We start from the raw sequence: 25,518 nt of genomic DNA on the forward strand, positions 1-25,518 counted from the left end.
TATTCAAAATCATTTATCATTTATCAAACATCACTTATAATAGAATTTATGTTTGAAGATAAAGAACAAGAATTAACACCGATCTCAAAACTTGGAGAATTCGGTTTAATTAAACACTTAACAGAGCATTTTCCATTAGGAAATGAATCTTCGGAGCTTGGCGTAGGAGATGATGCCGCAGTTATCAATCCCGGAAATAAGAGAGTTGTTTTAACGACCGATGTTTTGGCGGAAGGTGTACATTTCAATTTAGGATATGTTCCTTTGAAACATTTAGGTTACAAAGCTGTTGTTGTGAATTTGAGTGATATTGCAGCGATGAATGCTACTCCTACACAAATTTTAGTTTCTCTGGCTGTTTCAAATCGTTTTCCTGTAGAAGCTTTGGAAGAATTATATGCAGGAATTCAGGCAGCTTGCGGAAGATATAAAGTAGACTTAATTGGTGGAGACACAACAAGTTCAAATGCCGGTTTAGTGATGAGCATTACTGCAATCGGAATTGAAAATGAAGAAAATATCGTCAAAAGAAGCGGTGCAAAACCAAATGATTTATTGGTGGTAACCGGAGATTTGGGAGGAGCTTATATGGGACTTCAGATTTTGGAAAGAGAGCATGCTGTTTTCTTAGCTGATCCCAATATGCAGCCTGAAATGGAAGGATTTGACTATATTTTAGAGAGACAGTTAAAGCCTGAAGCAAGAACTGATGTGAAAGGTGTTTTGGAACAATTGGATATCAAACCTACGGCAATGATCGATATTTCGGACGGTTTGGCTTCAGAGATCCTGCATCTTTCTGACCAGTCTAATGTTGGTTTCAGATTGTACGAAGAGAAAATTCCGATGGATAATTTAACGATTACAACTGCTGACGAATTGAATTTAAATCCTGTAATGACGGCGTTAAGCGGCGGTGAAGATTATGAATTATTATTCACGATTGCTTCAGAGGATTTTGATAAGATAAAAAATCACCCGGATTTTACCATTATCGGTCATGCGGTTGAAAAAGAAGAAGGGAACTTTATGGTGGCAAGAGGCTCTAACCAATTGGTTGCTTTAACAGCACAAGGTTGGGATGCTTTTTTAGGAAACCAGTACAACGATTAAAATTTAATTTTAAATATTGTGAAGCCACTGCATTTTGTAGTGGTTTTTTTGTACAAAACAAAGGAATTTAGATCTGATCTTACTTTATTTGTTCAAAAAAATGCATAAAATCTTTCTCTAGGTCTTTCGCCAAAGAAATAGCTCCATAACTATTCAGATGGGATGCATTATAGTACATTAATGTGTCTTTATAGAATGGTGCGCTTTGGAATATTTTGCTTTTTGATAAGTCGTAAAAATAAACATTTGGGTATTTGGAGGCGAGTTTTATTAAAGCAGATTTATTGTTTTCATAAGAGATCAATTTGTATTTTTTATCAGATTTTTTAATAAAATCTCTATTGATTTTCACGGGATCATGGTCTAGAGAAGGAAATGTATTGACGACGATAAGCTTTTGATCTGGTCGTAAAGATTGCGCTAATTTTTCTAAAGATTGATAAATAGACAGAGGCTCAACAAAAGTTACACCATTGATGATGATAATTTTATTTTTGGATATGCTTTCTTTGGTAAGTTTTACGAGATTTTGAGAATCAATGTAAAAATTGAGGCCATTAGGGTCGATCTCTTCCTTTTAAATGCCTTCCAAAGCGGGAAAACCGTCTGAAGTAATGGTAGAGAAAGAAAAATCATTATTCTTTCCGATATTATCTAAAAATGGTTTTATTGTTAAAGCATGGCTGTCTCCAATCAATAATATTTTATTGTTCTTAGATCTTTTATCTCCGAAAACTTCAATGTTTTTTTGGTTATGAGATCTTAAACCAAATGTTGGAGAGGTATATGCTTCGGGGATTTTATTTAAATCAGAAATTTTAGGTAAAAATAAGATAAGCAAAGCAACAGATGTTGAGCTTACGATCAGAAATTTTATAAATACCAAATTACTTTTTTTCTTAAAGTAATTTTCGATAAAATAATACGATAACCATGATAGGATAAACGTAGAGAAACAAATGAAAATAATCTCATAAGAACTCAACAAATAATCATCATTAAAATATCTGATTAAAGCTATAATCGGCCAATGCCATAAATAAAGCGAATAAGACAATTCACCAAAAAAGACAGCAATTTTTTTCGAAAAGAAATTAGAAATAATATTATCATCAATAACCAATAGATTGGCAGCGGCGATAGTAGGTATTAAAGCGGTTGCTCCTGGAAAAAAACTGTTTTCATTGATTAAAAAAGCAGAGAGAATGAGAATTGTAAAACTGCTTATTGCAAAAAGATTGTTATAAATCTTATTGAAATTTAATTTTTCTTTAAATGCAAGAGCATAAAATCCACCAATTAAAAATTCCGGAATTCTGAAAGCTAAAGAAAAGTAGGCGGATGATTTATTATTTTCAAGAAAGATAATTGTGCTGCTGTAAATTGTTGAAACGATAATGATCAACAGAATTATTTTTGAAAGATACTTTTTAGGAGAAAGTATTATAATCAAAGGGAGAATAAAATAAAACTGCATTTCAACGGCCAGAGACCAAGTGTGTAGGAAAGGATTTTCGCTTAATTGTGCTCCAAAATAAGAATCTCCACGAGCAAATAAAAGATTTGAAACAAACAAGATCGATGATCCTCCAGATTTTTGTAAGGTCCAGATATCTCGGTTCAGATAAATAAATGCTCCAAAAAATAAAGTGATGAAAATAAAAATTACATACGCTGGAAATATCCTTTTTAACCTTTTTAGATAAAAATCATAATAGGAAAATGTATTTCTGTTTTTTTGATCAACAATAATAGAAGTCATCAAAAATCCAGAAATCACAAAAAAAATGTCTACACCAATAAAACCGCCCGGTAACCAGGAAGTATTTAAATGAAAAATAAAAACTAAAAAGAAAGCAAGTGCTCTAATTCCCTGAATATCTTTTCTGAATTGCATTGATGTTTTTAAATTATCACAAATATATGAGATAAATATTTATTTTAGTAAAACAGCCTAAAGCAAACAGCTAAATTAAATAAAAAAGAAGCCAGCTCAAACGAACTGGCTTTCAACTTATATTTTTAAAAATAAATTTTACGCTTTCACAATATTTACAATCACCTCAGTTGCCTTCATCATACTTTCCAAAGCAACATACTCATAAGGTCCGTGGAAGTTGATCCCGCCGGCAAAAATATTCGGACAAGGCAATCCCATATAAGATAATTGCGCTCCGTCTGTACCTCCTCTGATCGCTTTTATTTTAGGCTCAATTCCCGCTTCTTTCATTGCTTTTGCAGCAAGATCTACGATGTGCATTTTACCTTCAAACTGCTGCTTCATGTTACGGTATTGTTCTTTAATCTCCACTTCGGCGGTTTTTTCGCCATGTTTTTGATTAAATTCAGCTACTTTTTCTTCCATGAATTTCTTTCTAGCCTCAAATTTCTCTTCGTCATGATCACGAATAATGTATTGAAGCTTACATTCTGAAACATCAGAAGTTACATCCATTAAATGATAAAACCCGTCAAAACCTTTTGTCGTTGAAGGAGTTTCATTTGCTGGTAAAGATTGAATAAATTCTGCTGCCAAAAGACTTGCATTCACCATTTTTCCGAAAGCATAACCAGGGTGTACGCTCAATCCGTGGATTTTTACGACCGCTCCGGCTGCGTTGAAATTTTCATATTCTAATTCACCAACTTCTCCGCCATCCATCGTATACGCAAATTCAGCTCCGAATTTTGCCACATCAAATTTGTGTGCTCCTCTTCCAATTTCTTCATCGGGAGTAAATCCTACTGCAATTCTTCCGTGTTTGATCTCAGGATTCGCCATAAGGTATTCTGCTGCGGTTACGATTTCAGCGCAACCTGCTTTATCATCGGCTCCAAGAAGTGTTGTTCCGTCTGTGGTAATCAAAGTAGAACCGATATATCTTTTTAAACTTTCAAATTTTGATGGCGATAAAGTGAAATTTGTTTCTTTATTTAAAATCAAATCCTGACCTTCATAATTTTCCCAAACCTGAGGTTTTACATTTTCACCATTAAAATCCGGAGACGTATCGTAATGAGAAATAAACCCGATTGTCGGCTGATTGTCGTTTTCTAAATTTGAGGGAACGTAGCCCATAATATAACCGTGCTCGTCAATAGAAACATTTTCCAAGCCTATTATTTTCAATTCTTCAACAATGTAATTGGCGATGTTCCATTGTCTTTCTGTTGAAGGAGTGGTTTCGCTTTCAGCATCACTTGTTGAATATATTTTTACATAGCTGAGAAAACGGTTCAGCAGTTTTTCTCTCCACATCGAGTTGAATTCTATTGTACTCATTTTGATATCATAAATTTTAACAAAGTTAGCAAATTTGAGGCTCAGAATAGGTTATTTGTTGCTGAATGTATTGTATTGAAATTTTAAATCGGAAATAAATTATTGATAATCAATTTAATATTAGCTTTGTTGAAAGCAAGAACTAAATAGTTTAGTTTTATTATATTTGAGAAAATCAAAAGTACAATGTTTCTTACCGAATGCCCTAGAGATGCGATGCAGGGTTGGGATGAGTTTATCCCGACCGATAAAAAAATAGATTACATCAATTCACTGATGGAAGTTGGATTTGATGTGCTTGACTGCCTGAGTTTTGTCTCTCCTAAAGCAATTCCACAAATGGCAGATTCTGCTGAGGTTGCCGAAAATATCGATAAATCTTTGTCTAATACTAAGGTTTCTGCAATTATTGCCAATTATAGAGGTGCTGAAAAAGCTTTGAAGCATCAGTCTGTAGATATTTTGGGTTTTCCGTTTTCTATTTCTGAAACTTTTCAGCATAGAAATACCAATAAAAATCAGGAGGAAGCTTTTGATGATATTGTAAAGATGGTTGAACTCACAAAAAGTGAAGGCAAGGAACTGAATATTTACTTTTCAATGGCATTTGGAAACCCGTATGGTGAAATGTGGAAATGGGAAGATGTGGACTTTTGGGCGAAAAGATTTTCCGAAATCGGAATTAAAAATATTCTGCTTTCCGACACAACTGGAGTAGCAACGCCGGAAACTATTGCTTTATTATTCGAAAAAATTCCGTCAAAATATCCTGAAATAGATTTCGGAGCACATTTTCATAACCGTTACGAAGATTCTTATTCTAAACTAAAAGCAGCTTATGATAAAGGTTGCCGAAGATATGATTCTGCCATCAAAGGAATTGGCGGCTGTCCGATGGCAAAAGATGATTTGGTGGGAAATATGCCAACAGAACAAGTAATCAATTTTATGAGTGTTGAAAAAGCGGAACATAAATTGAATTTATTAAATTTCGAAAGTTCTTATAACAGAGCGAAAGATATTTTTCATTTTTAGAGATACTCTCTCTTTCATTTTAAATTAAAATTATGACATCAAAAATAACATACATAGGAGGGTTAAGGTGTTCAGCAGAACATTTACAATCTGGAACCATCATCGAAAGTGATGCGCCAACAGACAACCACGGAAAAAGCGAGAAGTTTTCTCCAACCGATTTGTGTGCAACTTCTTTGGCAGAATGTGCATTAACAACCATTGCCATTTTAGGAAAAGATAAAAAAATCAATATTGACGGAGCTTATTGTACGCTTCAGAAAATTATGAAAACCGAGCCGAGAAGAATCGGTGAGATTGTTTGTAATTTTGTTTTTTCAAAACAATATTCAGATGAGGAAAAAGCTTTTATTGAGGAAACCGCCCACAATTGCCCGGTTGCCAAAAGCCTTCATCCAGAACTTGTACAGACAATGATTTTCATTTATCAATAACAAAAACCGCAGAGATTTCTGCGGTTTTTATTTTTAACTTAATAGATTTTTGCAGATTTGAAATCTAAATCGAACTAAGTTTGGAATAAGAATTAAGCGAAATCTTTTACCACGCAAAGATTTAATTTTTAAGCTTATTATTTGAAGGAGCAAAGAATGGCGACAATGTCGCTGATGAAGCTTGAATAAAACGAGAGCTTCATAAAATCAATTTATTGATTCATCTTTGCTCCTTAAAAATATGGTTTGCAAAAATGAATCTTTGCGTTAAATGTATAACACTTTTATAGTGAGTTGTTTGTGATTGCTTCTTAACCGTAATTTGCATAAATTAATCTGCGAGAAAAATTTAAATTAAAATAAACATTCATGTTTCCTATAATTTCACCAAAACAATTAAAAGAACTTTCTCCTGAAAACCTTATCATTCTTGATGTGCGAACCGGAAAAGACAGTTATCAAAATTATCTGAATAAACACCTTAAAGAAGCCAGATTCGTTGATCTAGATAAAGATTTAGCTGAAATTGTTGAAGATGCAGCTTTTGGAGGAAGACATCCTCTGCCAACGATTCAAAAATTTAGTGGAACCGTATCTTATTTAGGAATTTCAGAAGATTCTCATGTCATTATTTATGATGATAAAAACGGAGCTAATGCTGCAGCGAGAGCATGGTGGATGTTGAAATCTTTTGGCTTGGAAAACGTACAGGTTTTAGATGGCGGAATTCAGGCGGCTGAAAAAGAAGGTTTGGAGTTTTCAGGTGGAAAAGAAACTTTTGAGAAATCTGAAATCATTAAAGAACATTGGCTTCTTCCTGTTTCAAGCTTGGAAGATATTGAAAATGAATTAACAAACAAATCTGTTACCGTCATTGATGTAAGAGATTCTTATCGTTATAACGGTGAGTCTGAGCCAATCGATTTAGTTGCAGGTCATATTCCTGGAGCAATTAATATTCCTTTTTCTGAAAATTTAGATAAAAACGGAAACTTTTTGAAGCCTGAAGTTTTGAAAGAAAAGTATTTAAAATTATTAGAAAATAAACCTGAAAAACTAATTATTCATTGTGGTTCGGGAGTTACGGCATGTCACACAATTTTGGCGCTTGCTTATGCCGGATTTGAAATTCCAAATTTATATGTGGGTTCGTGGAGTGAATGGAGCAGAAGAGAAGGGAAAGAAATTGCAAAGAAAATTTAAGATTTTTGTCATTAACCACACGGAATCTACGATTTCTTAGAAAAGAAGAATCTCATTCATTTATAGATTCTTCACTCCACGTTGTTACGTTCAGAATGACAGTGTGAACAAAATAAAAAAAGCTGTCAAAAATTGACAGCTTCATTATTTATTTAAAGAAAATTTAAAGCATTCCTAGCTCAAACTTGGCTTCTTCACTCATCATATCTTTGTTCCAGCTTGGCTCAAAAGTAAGTTCAAGTTCAACTTCGTTTACGTTTTCCACTGTTTTTACTTTATCTTTTACTTCCTGTGGTAAAGTTTCCGCAACCGGACAGTTAGGAGTCGTTAAAGTCATAATAATTTTTACATCAGCTTCATCAGAGATCTGTACATCATAGATCAACCCCAATTCATAAATATCCACTGGAATTTCAGGGTCATAAACGGTTTTTAATATTCTTATAATTTCTTCTCCTATATCGGCAATCTGATCGTCTGTAAATTTCATTTTATCGTTTTAACTACCGTTTAAGCGGCATTTTATTTAATCTAAATTGATATTTCTTTTTAATAAATCTTCCTGACGCATCCGTCTGAAAATATTGGCCAAAGTTAAGACATCTTTTTCACAATAGTCAACTATTCGTTGCAAGTCTTTTTCTATGTAGTAGATTGATGAAACCATTGATCCGTCGATGTCGTCTTTCGGGGTAGGAATTCCGAAAACATGCGCTAAAAGTTCTAGCGAAATATAGCTTTTATAATCTCCGAATTTCCAAAGCTCCATTGTATCCAGATGTTGAATTTCCCAAGGTTTCTTTCCAAACATTTGGAATGGGGTCGGAGGCATCATTCCGTTGATGAGAAATCGTCTTGCAATCCAAGGAAAATCAAATTCTTTTCCGTTGTGAGCGCAGAGAATCACATCACGCAGTCTTGGGCTGTTAAAAAGTTCACCAAATTCAGTTAACATTTTTTTTTCATCATCATCTGCGAAGCTTTTGATTCTTAAAGTATCGTTTTTCTCAAGCATTCCAATGGTAATGCAGATAATTTTTCCAAATTCTGCCATAATTCCCGCTCTGTCGTAAAAATCTTCAGCTGAAATCTCATCTTTCCTTTGAAATCTTGTTTTTTTATCCCAAAGATTTTGTTCAGTTTCAGAGAGTTCTTCCCAAGAACCAGCGTTAGGAACTGTTTCAATATCAAGGAATAAAACTTTTTCTAAAGGGATGTTTTGTATCATATATGTGTTTGATTAATTATTTTTAAAAACTAAATTTTATTATCATATTGAAACCTAACAAGTTTCAAAAAACCGTTAGGTTTACATTTTTTTAAGAAATTTACCCCACCTGTAATCCATTTTTTGTTGGAAGAGAGGGGGAAAGCAGGGTTACATCTTTTGCATCCTCACCATAAACTCCTAAAACCAGACATTCACTGAAAAAATTGGCAATCTGCTTTTTGGGAAAATTAACCACAGCTAAAATTTGTTTTCCAATTAAATCTTCTTTGTTGTAAAGCGAGGTGATTTGTGCAGCAGATTTTCTGGTTCCTAAATCTCCAAAATCGATCTCGAGTTGATAAGAAGGGTTTCTTGCTTTTTCAAAATCATTCACGGAAATAATGGTACCGCATCGAATGTCTAATTTCTCAAAATCTGTCCAGGATATTTCAGGTTTTATGTTCATATTGATATTTTTAAATTCTAAATTTTCATGCTAAGTACAGATTTTTTTAACTGCTATTATTTTTTAGGATTGGTTGATATATTCATACTTTCAGAAGTTATAACACCTATAAATAAATTTACATATTTCTTTTTATCACCTTTACTTAAATATTTGTATAAATTTTTGTTTAAAATTAATTTAAAGGTTGCTTTGTAAGGAATGTCTGGATTCAGTCTCCAATAAAACTCATGGTAATCAAATAAATCCTGTCTTTTAAGAAAGGGATTAAAATAAATTTTATATTTGATTGTAGTTTTGGGTGCAATAGTAATCATACTCTTCAAAATATACCAATTGTATATTGAGTGTAAATCACTGCCTAGTTTATTTTTTTCTTTCCATTCCTTTATTTTAATTAATCTCTCAGTTTTTAATTTATCTATTTCTGTTTGATTTGTTTTTGGCAGAATCTCGAGATGATGAGACATATCAAATTCTTTATCAATAAATTTATTTTTCTGATACAAAAAAGGATAAACTCCTAAAACATTAAATAAATCAGGATCGCGAATAAAGTCCTCTCCTTTGTAATATAGCTTAGTATTCTCTGCGTATGGTAGAACGTAACTAAGGGTATCTAAAGGTAATGAAATTGGTTTTTCAGAATTATTAAAAATTGAAATTTCAAAAATGTGACCTCTATATTTAAATTCTATATGATCTACAAAATCATTTTTTGGGACATATGGAGTGAAAGCATCATATTTTAGTTCTTCAACTTGTAAAGAAAGTTGACAGTATAAAGTAATGCTGACAAAAAATAAAATTAAAGATAAAAAAGATTTTATTTTCATAAATTAATTATCATTTTAGCCGTTAACTATAAAATTATCACTCTTAACATTCCTCAAAGATTTTTCTTCATAGTAATAGGTCTTACTCAGAAAAGCCTAAGATTCTTAACAACATTATTAAAATTTAAACTTAAAATCTGCCCAGCATATTTCAGGTTTTATATTGGTCATGATTCAACAAAGTTTTTAGTATAAAAATTATCAGATTCCCGAATATATGACAATTTTAAAGACAAAATTTCATAAAATCATTATTTGTTTGCTATATTCAACTAAAAATGCTAATTTAGCAAGAAGATGTATCGTCATATTTACATATTGATTTTTGCTTGTTTAGGATTTTTATTAATGCCTACTCAAACTTATGCGTGCAGTATGGAAGGTATGAAGAAAGAAAAAACAAATTCTCACCATACATCTGCATCTAAAAATGATGATTGCAAAGACAAATGCAGCCATCAAAATAATAAAAAAAATCATTGTGGTAACGACTGCAACAATATGCTTTGCAAGTGTCCTACAAACTGCAATACCACTTTTTTTCACTCTAACAGCTTCACTTTTATCAAAAGTGTACAACCAATAATTGAAACCTCTTTTTCAAATGAAGAAAGCAGTGTTTCTAAAGGTTTTTATTCCATTTGGCTGATTCCTAAGATAGGATAATTGTACTCTGTACGGCCATAAATATGTGCTTTTGAAAACATACCGTTTTCAATCTTTCTTATCATTTAAAATTAAATCAAAGCAATGAAAAATCGTTGCTGCTAAAAAAAATATTATGAAATCAATATCAAAAATATTGGGATTAATGATGCTATTTGTTTCATTGGTATATTCTGCCCAAATAAAAAATGCAAAAACCGAAACCACTAAAATCTACGGAAACTGCGACATGTGCAAATCAACGATTGAAAAATCGGGAAATGTGAAAAATGTAGCCACCGTAAATTGGGATGAAGATTCTAAAATGGCAACATTGACTTATGATTCGTTAAAAACAAATCAACAAGAGATTTTAAAAAGAATTGCCAATGCTGGTTATGACAGCGAATCTTTTTATGCTCCGGATGATGTGTATGCTAAACTTCCGTCTTGTTGCCAATATAAAAGAAATAAGACAACAACAATGGACGGGCATGGACATGACCATTCTGCAATGAAAGGGTCTATATCAAACGAGCAGGATCACTCTTCAATGTATGATCATTCTTCAATGGGTAAAGAAAGTAAACAATCAGATTCACCGTTGAGTAAAGTTCAGTCTCATTATTTTTCAATAAAAGATGCCCTTATAAAAGCAGATTCAAAAATGGCTTCTGCTCAATCAAAAGAATTGATGAATGCTGTAACAGCAGTAAAAATGGGCGAACTATCTCCATCAGAACATGATGCATGGATGAAAGTGATGAATACTTTAGGAACTGATGCAAAAGCAATTTCTCAAACACAGGACATTAAAAAGCAAAGAGAAACTTTCAAGTCATTATCTAAAAACATGTATGATTTACTGAAAACTTCAAAACATTCGGCACCTATTTATTATCAGTATTGCCCAATGCAGGATGCTAATTGGTTGAGTATGGAAAATACAGTTAAAAACCCGTATTATGGAGCACAAATGCTTACATGCGGAAGTACCGTAGAAACTTTAAAATAAAACACAAACGAAAAAAAATAGAAAAGATGAAAAATATAATAGTAATCGTAATAGTAGGATTTGTTTTTTCCGCATGCAGCAAACCTAAAACAGAACCTGTAGAAAATACAGAATCTCAATCTGAAATAATAAAAGATTCTACGAAAGATAATCCTGAATCTCAAGCTTCTGATTCTGAATCATCTGAAGTCATGGCAAAAACAGACGAAAAGATGGAAGCAGAAAACACAAAGGCTGCCTTTTCTACTAAAGCAATCATTAAAGATTACCTGATGTTGAAAAATTCTTTGGCAAAAGATGATTCTAAAGCGGCTGCTTCTGCAGGAAAGATGTTGTTTGAAACCATGAAGAAAACAGATATAAATCAGCTAGATGCTAAAAAGAAAACTGTTTATAAAGAGATTGCAGAAAGCATGGAAGAAAACGCAGAGCATATTGCTGCAGGTACAGGAAGTATTGAACATCAACGTGAGCATTTTGATATGCTGAGTAAAGATGTAAATGATTTGATTGAAACTTTCGGAAGCGAGCAAAAATTATATAAAGATTTCTGCCCGATGTACAACGATAATAAAGGAGCAATCTGGATAAGCGAGAAAAAAGAAATTGTAAATCCTTATCAGGGAAGTAAGATGCTTACTTGCGGCTCTATACAAAAAGAATGGTAACATGAAAAAGGCTATTAAAAAGATTCTTCTCGTAGGATTTATACTTTTTCTACTGATTCAGATTTATCAGCCTGTCCGAAATATAGGGCAGGCTCCGTCTGACGGATTTGCCAACTTCTACAATGCTCCACAACAGATTCAGAATATATTACAAAATTCTTGTTATGATTGCCATAGTAATAATACCAATTACCCAGCTTATTCTTATATTCAGCCTGCAAGATATTTGATGGAAAAACATATTAAAGAAGGAAAAGAAGAGCTGAATTTTAATGATTGGACAAATTATAGCGTCCGTAAACAACGCAATAAACTAAACGGAATTATAGAACAGATAGAAGATGACAAAATGCCGCTTGATTCTTATACACTTATCCATAAAAATGCAAAACTATCAGACCAACAAAAAGTTGAAATGATAAATTGGTTGAGTGCAATACAAAAACAACAAAATGATAGATAGATTTATTTTTAATAAAATAACAAATAATATGCTTAAAACTAAATATATAGTTCTAGGAGTTTTATTTTCTTTTTTCTTTGTCAATGCACAAGAGGCAAAAGAAATGAAAATGGAAAAGAAGGGAACGGCTACTCATCAGGATCATTCTGCGCACAATGCTCAGAATGAACAAAAGAGGTCTGAAAACAAAAAAGTACTTCCTTTTCCTGAAAAAAAGTTAACAGGTGGTAAAACAGTAACGTATCATCTGTATGTAAAAGATACATTGGTGAATTTCACCGGGAAAGTGAAAAGAGCGATTGCGGTTAATGGCCAGATTCCGATGCCTACGCTCACATTTACGGAAGGCGATACTGCGGAAATCATCGTGCATAACCTTATGGATGAAGAAACTTCTCTGCATTGGCACGGGTTGATGTTGCCCAACAAAGAAGACGGCGTTCCTATGCTTACTCAAATGGGAATTAAACCACATTCAACATACACCTATAAGTTTCCAATTATTCAGCACGGAACGCATTGGTATCATTCTCATTCAGGATTGCAGGAGCAAATTGGAATGTATGGATCAATGATTTTGAAAAAAAGAGATGATGATCCTACTTTTAGAAAAGGAATTGATGATATTCCTGCAATTCCGTTGATTTTAAGTGAATGGACAGATTTGAATCCTAATAACGTGCACAGAATGCTTCACAATGCCAATGATTGGTTTGCAATAAAAAAAAACAGTACACAAAGTTATTGGGAAGCCATAAAAGAAGGGCATTTCGGAACTAAAGTAACCAACGAATGGAAGCGTATGCTTGCCATGGATGTAAGCGATATTTATTATGATAAATTTTTAATTAATGGTACATCTGAACAACAGTTATCTCAATTTAAAGCAGGAGATAGGGTAAGGTTCCGTATTTCTAATGGAGGTGCTTCGTCTTATTTCTGGATTAACTATGCAGGCGGAAAAATTGAGGTTGTGGCAAACGATGGCAATGATGTAGAACCGGTAATGGTCGACCGACTCATTATAGGTGTTTCTGAAACGTATGATATCGTGGTGACAATTCCAGAGAAAAATACTTCTTACGAGCTTTTGGTAACTCCAGAAGATAGAACAAAATCGGTTTCAATTTATGTAGGAGAGGGTATTAAACAGCTTCATGCTCAACTTCCTAAGCTTAAATATTTTGAAGGAATGAAAATGATGAACGATATGATGAAGATGAATGGCGATATGAAAGACATGGGAATGGCAATGAGCCTTCAAAAAATGGATATGAACGCAGTGATGTATCCTGAAATCACACGAGAGAAATCAAAAGATCCTCAAAAAATGGACATGAATAAAGATGCGAAAATGGATCATTCTTCCCACGGTGCAGGAAATACTGATATGGTAACCTTAAATTACAATATGTTGAGGTCTCCTTATGATACCACCTTGCCAAAAACGGACTCTATTAAAAATATTACCTTGACCCTTACCGGAAATATGAACCGTTATGTATGGAGCATGGATAATAAAGTGCTTTCAGAAGTTGATAAAATACAGGTGAAAAAAGGAGAAATATTAAGAATAAAATTGATTAATAATTCTATGATGAGACATCCCATGCACCTTCATGGTTTTGATTTCAGAGTTCTTAACGAAAACGGCTCCCAAGCTCCCTTAAAAAATGTATTGGATATTATGCCCATGGAAACAGATATTATAGAATTTGCAGCCAATACAGAAGGTGATTGGTTTTTCCATTGTCATATCTTATATCATATGATGGCAGGAATGAACAGAGTTTTTGCGGTGGGAGATTATAAAAATCCAGAGCTTCCGGATAAAGAAAAAGCTTATAAAATGCTGCAGAACGAAAGTAACGAGTGGCATCTTATGGCAGAAAATGACTTTGCAACCAATGGTAATGACGGTCAGGCGATGTTACAAAATGCAAGATGGAGCATTGGTACTGAGTGGAGATTAGGATACAATAATATGCACGGTTACGAAACAGAAACCCATGTTGGTAGATATATCGGTAAAATGCAGTGGCTAATGCCTTTTATCGGTTTCGATTGGAGATACAGAGACTCACATGGTTCTGGTGAATTAGAAAAAAATCTTTTCGGACAGAAAAATAAAAAAGACCAAAGAGCAACACTTAGTGCGGGTGTATTGTATACCTTACCAATGCTGATCGACTTTCAGGCAGAGGTTTTCACAGACGGAATTGTAAGGCTGCAATTAAGAAGAGAAGATATTCCTCTTACCCGAAGATTGCGCGGTGCTTTTTCTGTAAATACGGATAAAGAATATATGTTGGGTTTAAAATATATTGTTACCCGAAATGCATCCTTATCGACCCATTATGATAGCGATATGGGCTTTGGAGCAGGGATCACATTGGTTTACTAGGCGGGTTTCCACTAATTTTAAAACAAGTTTTCTTTATATTGATAATTCGGGACAAAATCTTTTGTTCCGAATTATTTTTTTTAAAGTTAAATAAGTGCTGTAAATCATTGACTTATTGAAAATAAATAAGTATTTTTACAAAAAACACACAATGCTGATCAAAATATATGGAAGCTCCATTTTCGGCGTTTCCGCACAAACTATAACTATTGAAGTCAATATTGATACAGGTGGAGTCGGTTATCATTTGGTAGGCCTTCCTGATAATGCTATCAAAGAAAGCAGCTACAGAATTTCTGCGGCACTCAAAAATTGCGGTTACAAAATTCCCGGAAAAAAAGTTACGATCAATATGGCGCCCGCAGATTTGCGAAAAGAAGGTGCTGCGTACGATTTGAGCATCGCTATCGGAATTCTGATTGCATCTGACCAAATCCTTGGTGAAAATGTACAAGATTATATCATTATGGGTGAGCTTTCACTTGATGGAGGTTTGCAACCGATAAAAGGAGTGCTCCCAATTGCCATTCAGGCTCGCGAAGAAGGCTTTAAAGGAATTATTCTACCTAAACAAAATACCAGAGAAGCAGCAATTGTCAACAACCTTGATGTATATGGCGTAGAAAATATCAAAGAGGTCATCGATTTTTTTAATGAAGGAAAACCTCTTGAGAAAGTGGTCTTAGATACAAGAAAAGAATTTCAGGATAAGATCAATAATTTTCCGTTTGATTTCTCTGAAGTGAAAGGCCAGGAAACCGCCAAAAGAGCCATGGAAGTTGCCGCAGCAGGTGGTCACAATATTATTCTTATCGGCCCACCGGGAAGCGGAAAAACGATGCTGGCAAAGAGAGTTCCAAGTATTTTGCCACCCCTTACTTTAAAAGAAGCTTTAGAGACAACCAAAATACATTCTGTAGCCGGAAAAATGGGAACGGAAACTTCTTTGATGACCGTTCGTCCGTTTCGTTCACCTCATCACACGATCTCTGATGTGGCGCTCGTTGGTGGTGGAAGTTATCCGCAACCGGGAGAAATTTCTTTGGCTCATAATGGCGTTTTATTTTTAGACGAAATGCCGGAATTTAAAAGAACGGTTTTGGAAGTGATGCGACAACCATTAGAAGATCGGGAGGTCACAATTTCCAGAGCAAGATTTACGGTTAATTATCCTTCAAGCTTTATGTTGGTGGCTTCTATGAATCCCAGTCCGAGCGGATATTTCCCCGATGACCCTCAAAATACTTCGTCTGTTTTAGAAATGCAACGGTATATGAATAAACTTTCGGGGCCACTTTTAGATAGGATCGATATTCATGTTGAGGTGCAAAAAGTTGAGTTTGAGCAATTGGCAGAAAAAAGAAAAGGCGAAAAAAGTGAAGACATCAGAAAGAGAGTTTTAATTGCTCGAGATATTCAAAATGAACGATATAAAGATTTGTCAATCAGTTATAATGCTCAAATTGGATCACGTGAATTGGAAAAGTTTTGCGAGTTAGATGATGCGTCTTTTGATCTTATTAAAATGGCAATGGAAAAACTGAATCTTTCAGCAAGAGCTTACGATCGGATTCTTAAAGTTGCCAGAACAATTGCTGATCTCGAAGAGTCTGAAAATATTTTGTCTCATCATGTTTCTGAAGCAATACAATACAGAAGTCTCGATCGAGAGTTTTGGAATGTGTAATATAGATTTCAATAAAATAAAAAAGCACCCCTGAATAAAAATTCAGGAATGCCCATTGAAACCATTTGTTGTTTTTATTAAACCCTGATCGAGATTAATTAATTTACAGTCACTTTTAAGACATTTTGTACTGCCGGTATAGGATATTGTGTTCCAACTTTAGAAACAACCATACTTTCGGCTTGAGGCATTCCTCCAAATAAGGCCTGGCGATTTCCTGCTCCTGGATATTGATTAACACCAGTTCCCGAATCAAACAAAGCTGTTTTTGAAGTTAAATCTCCCGTGGTATTTGCATCAATAATTTGCTCATTGGCATAAAACCAGTCATTAGAAAAACCAAACATCGTTACATAGGCTATTTTGTCTCCTGTTGTATAAGAAAAATTGGTCATCACTTTGCTTCCCGGTGCTACAGGAGTGTTTCCTGCGATATAAACTCCTTTTACATTAGACATGGCTTTTAAGTTGTTTTGAAGTTTCATAACATCTCCAAACTGAGAAATTTCTTTTAACCCATTACCAGAATCCAATTGTCCTAATTGATAAATAGGATTTTGATTACCGCTATAAACTACGACCAAAGCTGGAGATAGACCGGTCATTATTCCAGTATTCGCGTTAAGTTTCATCACCATTTTAGTGATATCTCCCATTTGTGCTATATCTGTAATTTCAGGATTTGATAATGCATTAGGTGTGAAAAACGGAGCCGAATTAAGCAATTGCGAACCATTGTAGTTTGAAACTGCCCAAACTCCTGGAGATAAAGGTGTCGCATTAGCTGTTCCTCCAGAAGTGTTTGTTATCATTAAAGTAAATTCAGATTTCATAATGTCATAGCTAAGATTGAGCTTGACCAATTGAGAGGCAGTCACTCCTGGAACCTGAGCGATAGGATTGCTCTGAGCAGTTCCTGTTGTATTGTCTTTTGTTCCGTTGTCCCACAATAAAACTTCTGAAGAAACATCGCCTGTAATAGCGTTTCCATTAGTATCAAATAGCTTTATTCCGGGTTGTTTTGATGCAAAAAACCAATCTTTGGATGCGCCATACATGGTCGCAAACATCAGAGACTGTGCTTTTCCTGCACTGAATTTAACGGAGACAGATTCTCCGGGCATAATGACAGGAGTATTGGTTCCCTGAAAGCTACCACTTTCTACAAAATCTTTTGGAGCGACAATATTTTCAAATGTAATTGTTTTTTCCATAGAGCTTTCCATCATCATATCATCATCGTCATTACAAGATGAAAGTCCGAAAATTGTCATTAGCCCAAGTCCGAGCGTTGCCATTTTTAAAATGTTCTTTTTCATAAAAGTATTTTTTATAGTTATAAATAAGGTATAATTCTAGTCGTGCTTATTTATTAATCCTGACAAAAAAATATCGTTTTATTGAAATTGAATAGTTAAGGCGTTGATTTTTAGTGGTTAAAATTTTAAATATTTTATGGTATTGTGTTTTTATGAAGAACTATTTGTTTTAAATGAATAAAAAAGGCAACAAAAAAACCGTGAAATAAATTCCACGGTTTTCAAAATATTTTTTGAGAAAATTATTTTTTCTTTTTTACAGGAGCTGCAATTTTGATTTTAGATTTACCAGTATCAGCAGGAGTATTTTCGTCTCTTACTAATTTTAGTTCGTCTACAATTCTTCTTGCACCAGCATATTTGTCGATTGTCCAAAGAACAAAACGGATGTCTACACTGATTGTTTTTTGCCATTCGTTTTCAAAAACAATATCTCCACTTAATGCTTCGCTGTTTCCGTCAAACGCGATACCGATAAGGTTACCATCTCCATCAATTACCGGAGAACCAGAGTTTCCACCTGTAATATCATTGTTTGAAAGGAAGTTTACTGGAAGGTAACCTGCTTTGTCTGCATATTGACCGTAATCTTTAGCATTTTGAAGCGCAATTACTCTTTGTGGAAGATCAAATTCTTCGTCACCAGCTTTGTATTTACCTACTAAACCTTCCATTGTAGTGTAATAGTTATCAGTCACTCCAAAGTAGTTTCTGTCGTCTCTTACAGGTAATGTATCGATTTGTCCGTAAGTAAGTCTCATCGTAGAGTTTGCATCCGGATAGAATTTTTTCTCAGGCATTGCTTTCATTAAACCAGCTAAGAAAAGACGGTTGTTTTTAGCAAAACTGTCATCCAATAATACATATTTATCGTTTGATGTTTTTTGGTCTGCAATAATTCCTCTAGCTATTTTCAAAAGAGGATCTGCATCCAATTTTAAACGATCAGGATTCATAATATAGTTCGTCACAGACGTTTTGTTAGCAAATAGAGACGAAAATGCAAGGTTAGATAAGCTTTTAGCATCCAAAGCCATAAGCGTTGGAGAAGCTACATCAGATTTTACTTTTGTTTGGTAAAGATTTACCAAAGAGGTCAACATCTCTCCTTCAAGATTAGTGTTGATGTTATCATATGCATCTTTTACAGCTGTTTCTACTTTAGCTTTCATTGCTAATCTTCCTGCCATATCCTGTTTTGCATAAGCATCTAATGCAGGAGCTAAGCTGTTTGCAAGAGCTATATATTTAGCATTTCTCATCAATAGAGAAGCGTAATTTCTTTCTGTATTTCTGTTTGAAACTTGAGAGTAATAGTTTTGAATTTTTACTAAAACACCATCATACATTTCATTTCCTGGTTGCAATGACCAGTCGTTGAATTTTTTCTCAAGCTCTCTTTTGTCAGTAATTGTACCGTTTTTTTCAACAGCATCAATTGTTCCTTGTCTGTTTTTCCAGTAGTTGGCAACAGAAGCATATTGAGAAGCGTACCCTAATTGAGTGGTCTTATCTTTATCCATATACTTCTTCATAATGTCCATCGCCATTTTAGAAGTCTCTACCCAAGCCGGATAATCTTTAGTGACCATTTGCTCAATTCCGTAAGAAGTTAAGTAACGGTTTGTTCTTCCTGGGTATCCTAAGATCATTGAGAAATCTCCTGGCTTAATTCCTTTTAGAGAAACAGGTAAGAAGTGTTTAGGCTTCAAAGGAACGTTTGTTAATTTGAATTCTGAAGGGTTTCCTGCAGCATCAGCATATACTCTGAATACTGTGAAATCTCCTGTATGTCTTGGCCATTCCCAGTTGTCTGTATCTCCACCAAATTTTCCGATTGATGATGGCGGTGCACCAACTAATCTGATATCTTTATAGTCTTGATAAACGAAATAATAAAATTCGTTTCCGTTGAAGAAATCTCTTACAACAACAGTGTATTTTCCGTTTTCAGAATTTTCTGTCTGAATTGCTTTTGTTTCAGCATCAATTACAGCTTTTCTCTGAGCCGCAGACATTTCGTTGTTTAATTTTGAATTGATTCTCTGTGTAGCATCATCCATTCTTACCAAAAATCTTACGTAAAGATCTTTAGAATTGAATTCTTCTTTTTCGTTTTTTGCCCAGAAACCATTCTTTAGGTAATCTTTTTCAGGAGTAGAAGCCGCAGCAACAGCACCGTAACCACAGTGGTGATTGGTGAAGATCAAACCTTTGTCTGAAACAATTTCTCCTGTACAAAAACCTCCAAAGCTTACGATAGCATCTTTTAAGCTAGAGTTGTTTACAGAATAAATCTCTTCCGGAGTCAAACGAAGACCCTCTTTTTGCATGTCTACACCATTAAGCCTTTTCACAAGCATCAATAGCCACATTCCTTCATCTGCCCTCATTTGAGCAAAGCTTAATAAGAAAGTGAATAGTAAAAATATTCTTTTCATTTTATAAAATAATTTTTGTGGGGCTAAATTACTAATTTTTACGATAATTTGTCAGCAATTGGTATGAAAATGGGAGGGAGGAGGATATGAAAAACATTTTATCATTTCTTTTTGCCTTTTTTATTTTAAATTTAGTTCTAAACTGTTCTGCGGTAAAGGTCAATAATCAGCATTATCAAAGAGAATGGATGATGGTTTCGTTTGATGGGTTTACCAAGGAAGAGCTTATGAAAAACAAGGCAGAAATCAATCTTACAGAACCTCCCAAAGACGGAAAAATAAGAGGAACAGCGATGATGGGTTGTAACAGAATGTTTTTTACTTTAGAATTTAAATCTAAAAGCAAAGTGAAAATTTCCGGATTGGGAAGTACATTAATGGCTTGTCAGGAAATGAATTTGGAAAAAGAATTTTCAAAAGTTTTCGAGAAAATGACTCGGTACGAAATTAACGGGCATTTTCTTACCCTTTATGATGAGAAAGGAAGTCAGATGAAATTTATTGCTGCAGATTGGGATTAATTTCTCTTTTATTCAATAAATATAGGATAATTATATCGATTTCGATGAAATTACCTGTTTTTTGAAAAGTCGACTTGTATTTATAAATTAAAAATATTATCTTGTAAATCTCATAAACTATACAGATTTTAATGCTAGAAAAAAAACAACATAATTACGAAAAGGCAGTTTTGGTGGGCGTTGTCACCCAAAATCAGGATGAAGATAAGTTGCAGGAATATATGGATGAGCTGGAGTTTTTAGCCTACACAGCAGGCGCTACGGTAGACAGACGTTTTACTCAGAAATTAACTCAGCCCGATTCTAAAACTTTTGTAGGAAGCGGAAAAGCACAAGAAATAAAAGAATATGTAAAGGAAAATGGGATTGGAACCATAATTTTTGATGATGAATTATCACCTTCTCAGCTTAAAAATCTTGAAAAAGAAATTGAAGTAAAAATTCTCGATAGAACCAATCTTATCCTTGATATTTTCGCACAGAGAGCACAAACTTCTTACGCAAGAACTCAGGTAGAATTGGCGCAATACCAATATTTGCTGCCTAGATTAAGCAAGATGTGGTCTCACTTAGATAAACAAAAAGGGGGAATCGGAATGCGTGGTCCCGGTGAAACGGAAATTGAAACCGATAGAAGGATCATCCGTGACAGAATATCTTTACTGAAAGATAAACTGAAGATCATCGATAAACAAATGGCAACCCAGCGAAACAATCGTGGAAAAGTCGTTCGTGCTGCTTTGGTAGGATACACCAACGTAGGAAAGTCAACCTTGATGAATGCTATTTCTAAATCGGATGTTTTTGCCGAAAATAAGCTTTTTGCAACGCTGGATACAACAGTAAGAAAAGTGGTCATCGGGAATTTACCTTTCCTTTTGACGGATACAGTAGGTTTCATCCGAAAATTACCGACCCAGCTGGTAGAATCTTTCAAATCTACTTTGGATGAGGTACGTGAAGCGGATCTTCTTATCCATGTGGTTGATATTTCGCACGAAAGTTTTGAAGACCATATCGAGTCTGTTAATCATATTTTAATGGAGATTAATGCGCATCAGAAACCAATGATCATGGTTTTCAACAAGATTGATGATTTTAGCTACGAGAAAAAAGACGAAGACGATCTTACGCCAGGTTCCAGCAAAAACGTTTCTCTTGACGAATGGAAAAAAACATGGATGGCAAAATCTAAACATCCTGCAGTTTTCATTTCGGCTCTCACAAAAGAAAATTTCCCTGAAATGAAACGATTGGTTTATGATGAGGTCATGAAAATTCATATTTCAAGATTCCCGTACAACGATTTTCTTTTCGAATATTTTGATAACGACGAAGACGAAGCCTCAGAAACAAAAGATTAATGAATTATAGGATTTTCTTCTTTTTATTTATTATTCCGTTTTTTGGTTTGAGCCAAAAGACAAAACTCGATTTGAAAAATATCGAAAAAAATCTGAGCAATCCTAACTCTACGTACAATTACGACAGGCTTATTTTTAAATACAAAGGACTTCCAAAGTCTGTCGACAGTATAGAAGCACAGCATTTGTACTACGGGAGAAACTTTAGAAAAGACCTGGTCTCGCAATCAGGAGACGATTTCAAAGTTTTAGCAGAAGCCTTCAAAAACAATAATTTTACAGAATGCATCAAGCTTGGTAAAGCGCTTTACGCTAAAGATCCTACCAATCTTGATGTGATTCTTATTTTACTTCGTGCCTATGATCAGACAAAAGACATCGGTAACTTTTCGCATCATATTGCCCAATTAAGGCTTCTCACCGATGCTATCAAAAACTCCGGAGACGGAAAATCAGAAAAAACTGCATACAAAGTTAACAGTGTGGGAGATGAATATATTTTCCTCAATATGATGAATGTAGGGCAAGACTATACCAGAACTTCTAAAACCCTGAAAGACGGCGTTATTGACGTTTGGGAAAAAGGAGAGAACAAAATTTATATTAAAGTACTTTATTTAGACTTCAATTTTTAAAAAACAAATTTATTGGAATTATATTATTCATTTTCAGCACTTATCGTATTAGCCTCCATTTTTGCCTATATCAACTATAGGTTTTTAAAACTTCCGAGCACCATCGGGATCATGGTGATAGCCATTGTGGTATCGATTATTTTGGTTTTATTTGGTGAAAACTTTCTTCCTAAAACATTCGGTCATCTGAATGATTTGATGAACAGTATCGACTTTACCGAAGTTCTGATGGGAGCGATGCTAAACTTCCTGCTCTTTGCGGGAGGAATTCATATTAATATTAATGATTTAAAAGAACAGTTCCGGCCGGTTCTTATATTTTCAACGGCTGGTGTGATTATTTCAACCTTTATCGTAGGATTTGGAATGTTTTATTTGTTGCCGTTTGTAGGATTAAAGATTCCATTTATCTACTGTTTGGTATTTGGAGCATTGATCTCGCCTACCGATCCTGTGGCGGTTTTAAGTGTTTTAAAACAAGCCAAAGTTTCAAAGTCACTAGAAACTAAAATTGCCGGAGAATCATTGTTTAATGATGGTATGGCTGTGGTGGTTTTTACAGTAGTTTTGCAGATTGCAGTTGGCGATAAAGTAGATTTAGGAGTAGAAAATATTACTATTTTATTGATGAAAGAAGCCGGTGGCGGATTGCTTTTGGGTGTTCTTTTAGGTTGGGTAACTTCTAGATTAATGCGTGAGATCGATGATTATATTATCTCTGTTTTAGTAACACTTGCTGTGGTGATGGGAGGTTACCTTGTGGCAAGACAATTACACGTTTCCGGTCCTTTAACGATGGTTGCGGCAGGATTGTTTATGGGTAATTTTAATGTTAAATTTAAAATGAAATCTATTACCCAAGATTATCTGATCAAATTCTGGGAACTGATCGATGAAATTCTAAACGCAGTTTTATTCCTTTTCATCGGGTTTGAATTGCTGATGATCAAAGATCTAGATCATTATGTAATTCCTGGGTTATTGGCGATTGTTGTGGTTCTTTGTGCAAGGTTTGCTTCAATTTGGGGACCCGCAAAATTTATGTCTTTCAGAAGAACATTTAGCCCGCAAACAATAAAAGTCCTGTTTTGGGGTGGTATTCGAGGAGGTGTTTCCATTGCTTTGGCGATGTCTATTCCGAAAAATGAATACAGCAATGCTATTTTAAGTATTACTTATTGTGTGGTGGTATTTTCTATTATTGTTCAGGGGCTTACGATTGCTAAAGTTGCCAATCCAAAGATGATTGCAGATGAAGAAAAAGAATTGGAAAGTATTGCTTTAGATGAAAATCATTAATTGTTTATAAATCAATGAGTACAATTCTTAAAGAGATCAAAGAATCATTAGCTGTTTTATCCATTCCAGAAAAAGTAGCTTTTTTTCCTAAGTTTTTCAAAACAGGAAAAGGAGAATATGGTGAAGGCGATTTGTTTTTGGGCGTAAAAGTTCCCGATCAACGCGCTGTTGCCAAAGAATATTATGCTAAAATTTCTTTAGATGAATTGAGCGATTTGCTTTCTTCGCCTTATCATGAACATCGTTTAACGGCTTTGATCATGCTGATTTCGAAGTTTGAAAAAACTAAAGATTTGTCTGCAAAAGAAGAAATCATCAATTTCTATCTTAAACATCTGGATTTTATTAATAATTGGGATCTGGTAGATACCACTTGTTATAAGATATTAGGACGATATGCTTTTGAGAATCAGAAAGAAAACCTTTTGAGAGCGCTTGCTGATTCTGACCAGATGTGGCACAAAAGAATTGCGGTTGTTGGAACGATGCATTATATAAAAAAGGGTTCATTTGAATTAACGAAAGAGTTTGTAACACAAAATCTACATTATCCGCACGACCTGATGCATAAAGCAAACGGTTGGCTTTTAAGAGAAATGGGAAATAAAAATGAAGCTGAATTGATAGCTTATTTAAATCAATATTACAAAGAAATGCCAAGAACCTGTCTTCGTTATGCTATCGAAAAATTAGATGAAGAGTTACGTCAGGATTATTTGAAAGGCAGAATTTAAACATGATTGATTTCACCTTTTGAAGAGGTAAATTAAAAATAAGTAAATTTGCTTCTCAACACGAACTTATGAAAATATATTTCAGGCACATTTTTCTACTGATTCCTTTATTTCTTTTAACAAGCTGTTTTGATATTCTTGATAAAGTAAATGTCAAAGCAGATGGAAGCGGAGAATATTCACTTATTCTGAATGCCAGTAAAAGCAAAACAAGATTGGCTTCCATCTCAAAAATGGAAACTGTAAACGGGAAAAAAGTTCCCAAAAAAGCTGAAATTGAAGCTAAAATTAACGAAGCCGCAAGAATTTTTAAAAGCGTTCCCGGAATTTCCAATGTGAAAACTTCTATGGATTTTGACAATTACATCCTTAAATTAAGCTGTAATTTCAAAAAAATCGAGAATATCAATGCAGGATTAGAACAACTGAAAGCAAAGAATATTTTAGGGAAAATGGTTCCTACTCAAATTTACAGTCAGAGTTCAGACAAAAAAACTTTCACCAGAAATAAAATCAATACTTTCAAAAGTGATTACGACAAACTGAGTAAAGCCGATAAAGAGGTTTTTAATGACGCAAAGTATACATCGATCTTACAGTTTGAAAATACCATAAGATCTCAATCTAATCCTGCTTATTTACTGGCACCCAACAAAAAAGCTTTAAAGCTGGACGGGAATATCTTAGATTTTATTCTTCAGAAAAAACAGATTCAAAACAATATTATTCTACAATAACCAAAC

At 34.2% G+C, this 25,518-nt stretch carries 25 protein-coding genes; 16 read left to right on the forward strand and 9 right to left on the reverse strand.

Annotation, left to right across the window (positions count from 1 at the left end):
- The first annotated feature begins 48 nt into the window (after positions 1–48).
- Entirely contained in the window at positions 49–1,113 is a 1,065-nt protein-coding gene (gene thiL, locus AB671_RS05195) for a thiamine-phosphate kinase (protein ID WP_066677103.1), read from the forward strand.
- A 79-nt stretch (positions 1,114–1,192) separates the two neighbouring features.
- On the opposite strand, the gene AB671_RS23040 is transcribed toward thiL, so the two are convergent.
- The 3 genes from AB671_RS23040 to pepT form a co-directional block, all read right to left on the reverse strand.
- Positions 1,193–1,681: an SGNH hydrolase domain-containing protein gene (locus tag AB671_RS23040; protein WP_410492653.1), complete on the reverse strand. Its 489-nt coding sequence runs from the start codon at positions 1,679–1,681 to the stop codon at positions 1,193–1,195.
- A 9-nt stretch (positions 1,682–1,690) separates the two neighbouring features.
- Positions 1,691–3,010: an acyltransferase family protein gene (locus tag AB671_RS05205; RefSeq protein WP_066677099.1), complete on the reverse strand. Its 1,320-nt coding sequence runs from the start codon at positions 3,008–3,010 to the stop codon at positions 1,691–1,693.
- A 138-nt stretch (positions 3,011–3,148) separates the two neighbouring features.
- Positions 3,149–4,396 carry a peptidase T gene (gene pepT / locus AB671_RS05210; protein ID WP_066677097.1) on the reverse strand — a complete coding sequence of 416 codons (1,248 nt, stop codon included), beginning with the start codon at positions 4,394–4,396 and terminating at the stop codon, positions 3,149–3,151.
- Between the two features lie 186 nt (positions 4,397–4,582).
- Between pepT and AB671_RS05215 the strand changes: the two genes are divergently transcribed.
- From AB671_RS05215 to AB671_RS05225, 3 genes are all read left to right on the forward strand, one after another.
- Positions 4,583–5,431, forward strand: a complete 849-nt coding sequence (locus AB671_RS05215) for a hydroxymethylglutaryl-CoA lyase (RefSeq protein ID WP_066677095.1) — start codon at positions 4,583–4,585, stop codon at positions 5,429–5,431.
- Between the two features lie 32 nt (positions 5,432–5,463).
- Positions 5,464–5,865 (forward strand): OsmC family protein, encoded by a 402-nt coding sequence (locus AB671_RS05220; protein WP_066677094.1) that lies wholly within the window; start codon positions 5,464–5,466, stop codon positions 5,863–5,865.
- 369 nt (positions 5,866–6,234) lie between these two features.
- A complete protein-coding gene (locus AB671_RS05225) occupies positions 6,235–7,068 on the forward strand; it encodes a sulfurtransferase (RefSeq protein WP_066677093.1) in 834 nt (277 codons plus the stop codon).
- 163 nt (positions 7,069–7,231) lie between these two features.
- On the opposite strand, the gene AB671_RS05230 is transcribed toward AB671_RS05225, so the two are convergent.
- The 4 genes from AB671_RS05230 to AB671_RS05245 all read right to left on the reverse strand — a co-directional run bounded on the left by AB671_RS05230 (position 7,232) and on the right by AB671_RS05245 (position 9,580).
- Positions 7,232–7,558: an SUF system Fe-S cluster assembly protein gene (locus tag AB671_RS05230; RefSeq protein WP_066677091.1), complete on the reverse strand. Its 327-nt coding sequence runs from the start codon at positions 7,556–7,558 to the stop codon at positions 7,232–7,234.
- A 36-nt stretch (positions 7,559–7,594) separates the two neighbouring features.
- Positions 7,595–8,296, reverse strand: a complete 702-nt coding sequence (locus AB671_RS05235; protein WP_066677089.1) for a 3'-5' exonuclease — start codon at positions 8,294–8,296, stop codon at positions 7,595–7,597.
- A gap of 100 nt (positions 8,297–8,396) precedes the next feature.
- Complete coding sequence (locus AB671_RS05240; protein ID WP_066677087.1) at positions 8,397–8,744, reverse strand: tRNA-binding protein; 348 nt, start codon at positions 8,742–8,744, stop codon at positions 8,397–8,399.
- A 56-nt stretch (positions 8,745–8,800) separates the two neighbouring features.
- Positions 8,801–9,580, reverse strand: a complete 780-nt coding sequence (locus AB671_RS05245) for a hypothetical protein (protein ID WP_066677085.1) — start codon at positions 9,578–9,580, stop codon at positions 8,801–8,803.
- 348 nt (positions 9,581–9,928) lie between these two features.
- Here AB671_RS05245 and AB671_RS05250 point away from each other — a divergent pair, with 348 nt between their 5' ends.
- The 6 genes from AB671_RS05250 (at position 9,929) to AB671_RS05275 (ending at position 16,462) form a co-directional block, all read left to right on the forward strand.
- Positions 9,929–10,246: a hypothetical protein gene (locus tag AB671_RS05250; protein WP_123921017.1), complete on the forward strand. Its 318-nt coding sequence runs from the start codon at positions 9,929–9,931 to the stop codon at positions 10,244–10,246.
- 115 nt (positions 10,247–10,361) lie between these two features.
- On the forward strand, positions 10,362–11,240 hold the full coding sequence (locus tag AB671_RS05255; RefSeq protein WP_066677082.1) for a DUF3347 domain-containing protein: 879 nt from the start codon (positions 10,362–10,364) through the stop codon (positions 11,238–11,240).
- Positions 11,241–11,266: 26 nt separating this feature from the next.
- Entirely contained in the window at positions 11,267–11,908 is a 642-nt protein-coding gene (locus AB671_RS05260; protein WP_066677081.1) for a DUF3347 domain-containing protein, read from the forward strand.
- A 1-nt stretch (position 11,909) separates the two neighbouring features.
- Positions 11,910–12,371 carry a heme-binding domain-containing protein gene (locus tag AB671_RS05265; RefSeq protein ID WP_066677079.1) on the forward strand — a complete coding sequence of 154 codons (462 nt, stop codon included), beginning with the start codon at positions 11,910–11,912 and terminating at the stop codon, positions 12,369–12,371.
- A gap of 109 nt (positions 12,372–12,480) precedes the next feature.
- Positions 12,481–14,775, forward strand: a complete 2,295-nt coding sequence (locus AB671_RS05270; protein ID WP_082987239.1) for a multicopper oxidase domain-containing protein — start codon at positions 12,481–12,483, stop codon at positions 14,773–14,775.
- A gap of 151 nt (positions 14,776–14,926) precedes the next feature.
- Positions 14,927–16,462 carry a YifB family Mg chelatase-like AAA ATPase gene (locus tag AB671_RS05275; protein ID WP_066677077.1) on the forward strand — a complete coding sequence of 512 codons (1,536 nt, stop codon included), beginning with the start codon at positions 14,927–14,929 and terminating at the stop codon, positions 16,460–16,462.
- A gap of 98 nt (positions 16,463–16,560) precedes the next feature.
- Here AB671_RS05275 and AB671_RS05280 read toward each other — a convergent pair whose 3' ends face one another.
- Positions 16,561–17,781, reverse strand: a complete 1,221-nt coding sequence (locus AB671_RS05280; RefSeq protein WP_185114080.1) for a spondin domain-containing protein — start codon at positions 17,779–17,781, stop codon at positions 16,561–16,563.
- A gap of 242 nt (positions 17,782–18,023) precedes the next feature.
- Positions 18,024–20,222, reverse strand: a complete 2,199-nt coding sequence (locus AB671_RS05285) for a S46 family peptidase (protein WP_066677075.1) — start codon at positions 20,220–20,222, stop codon at positions 18,024–18,026.
- Between the two features lie 86 nt (positions 20,223–20,308).
- Here AB671_RS05285 and AB671_RS05290 point away from each other — a divergent pair, with 86 nt between their 5' ends.
- From AB671_RS05290 to AB671_RS05315, 6 genes are all read left to right on the forward strand, one after another.
- Positions 20,309–20,743: an META domain-containing protein gene (locus tag AB671_RS05290; protein ID WP_066677073.1), complete on the forward strand. Its 435-nt coding sequence runs from the start codon at positions 20,309–20,311 to the stop codon at positions 20,741–20,743.
- 131 nt (positions 20,744–20,874) lie between these two features.
- Complete coding sequence (hflX, locus tag AB671_RS05295) at positions 20,875–22,107, forward strand: GTPase HflX (RefSeq protein WP_066677071.1); 1,233 nt, start codon at positions 20,875–20,877, stop codon at positions 22,105–22,107.
- Positions 22,107–22,742, forward strand: coding sequence for a DUF4919 domain-containing protein (locus tag AB671_RS05300; protein ID WP_066677069.1), 636 nt, complete (start codon positions 22,107–22,109; stop codon positions 22,740–22,742). Before hflX ends, AB671_RS05300 begins: the two co-directional genes overlap by 1 nt.
- Positions 22,743–22,754: 12 nt before the next feature.
- Entirely contained in the window at positions 22,755–24,041 is a 1,287-nt protein-coding gene (locus tag AB671_RS05305; RefSeq protein WP_066677067.1) for a cation:proton antiporter, read from the forward strand.
- A 14-nt stretch (positions 24,042–24,055) separates the two neighbouring features.
- Positions 24,056–24,775: a DNA alkylation repair protein gene (locus AB671_RS05310; protein ID WP_066677063.1), complete on the forward strand. Its 720-nt coding sequence runs from the start codon at positions 24,056–24,058 to the stop codon at positions 24,773–24,775.
- A 68-nt stretch (positions 24,776–24,843) separates the two neighbouring features.
- Positions 24,844–25,512: a hypothetical protein gene (locus AB671_RS05315; RefSeq protein ID WP_066677061.1), complete on the forward strand. Its 669-nt coding sequence runs from the start codon at positions 24,844–24,846 to the stop codon at positions 25,510–25,512.
- Positions 25,513–25,518 lie beyond the last annotated feature (6 nt).

Origin of the sequence: Chryseobacterium sp. BGARF1 (assembly GCF_001677955.1) — a bacterium.
GTDB lineage: Bacteria > Bacteroidota > Bacteroidia > Flavobacteriales > Weeksellaceae > Chryseobacterium.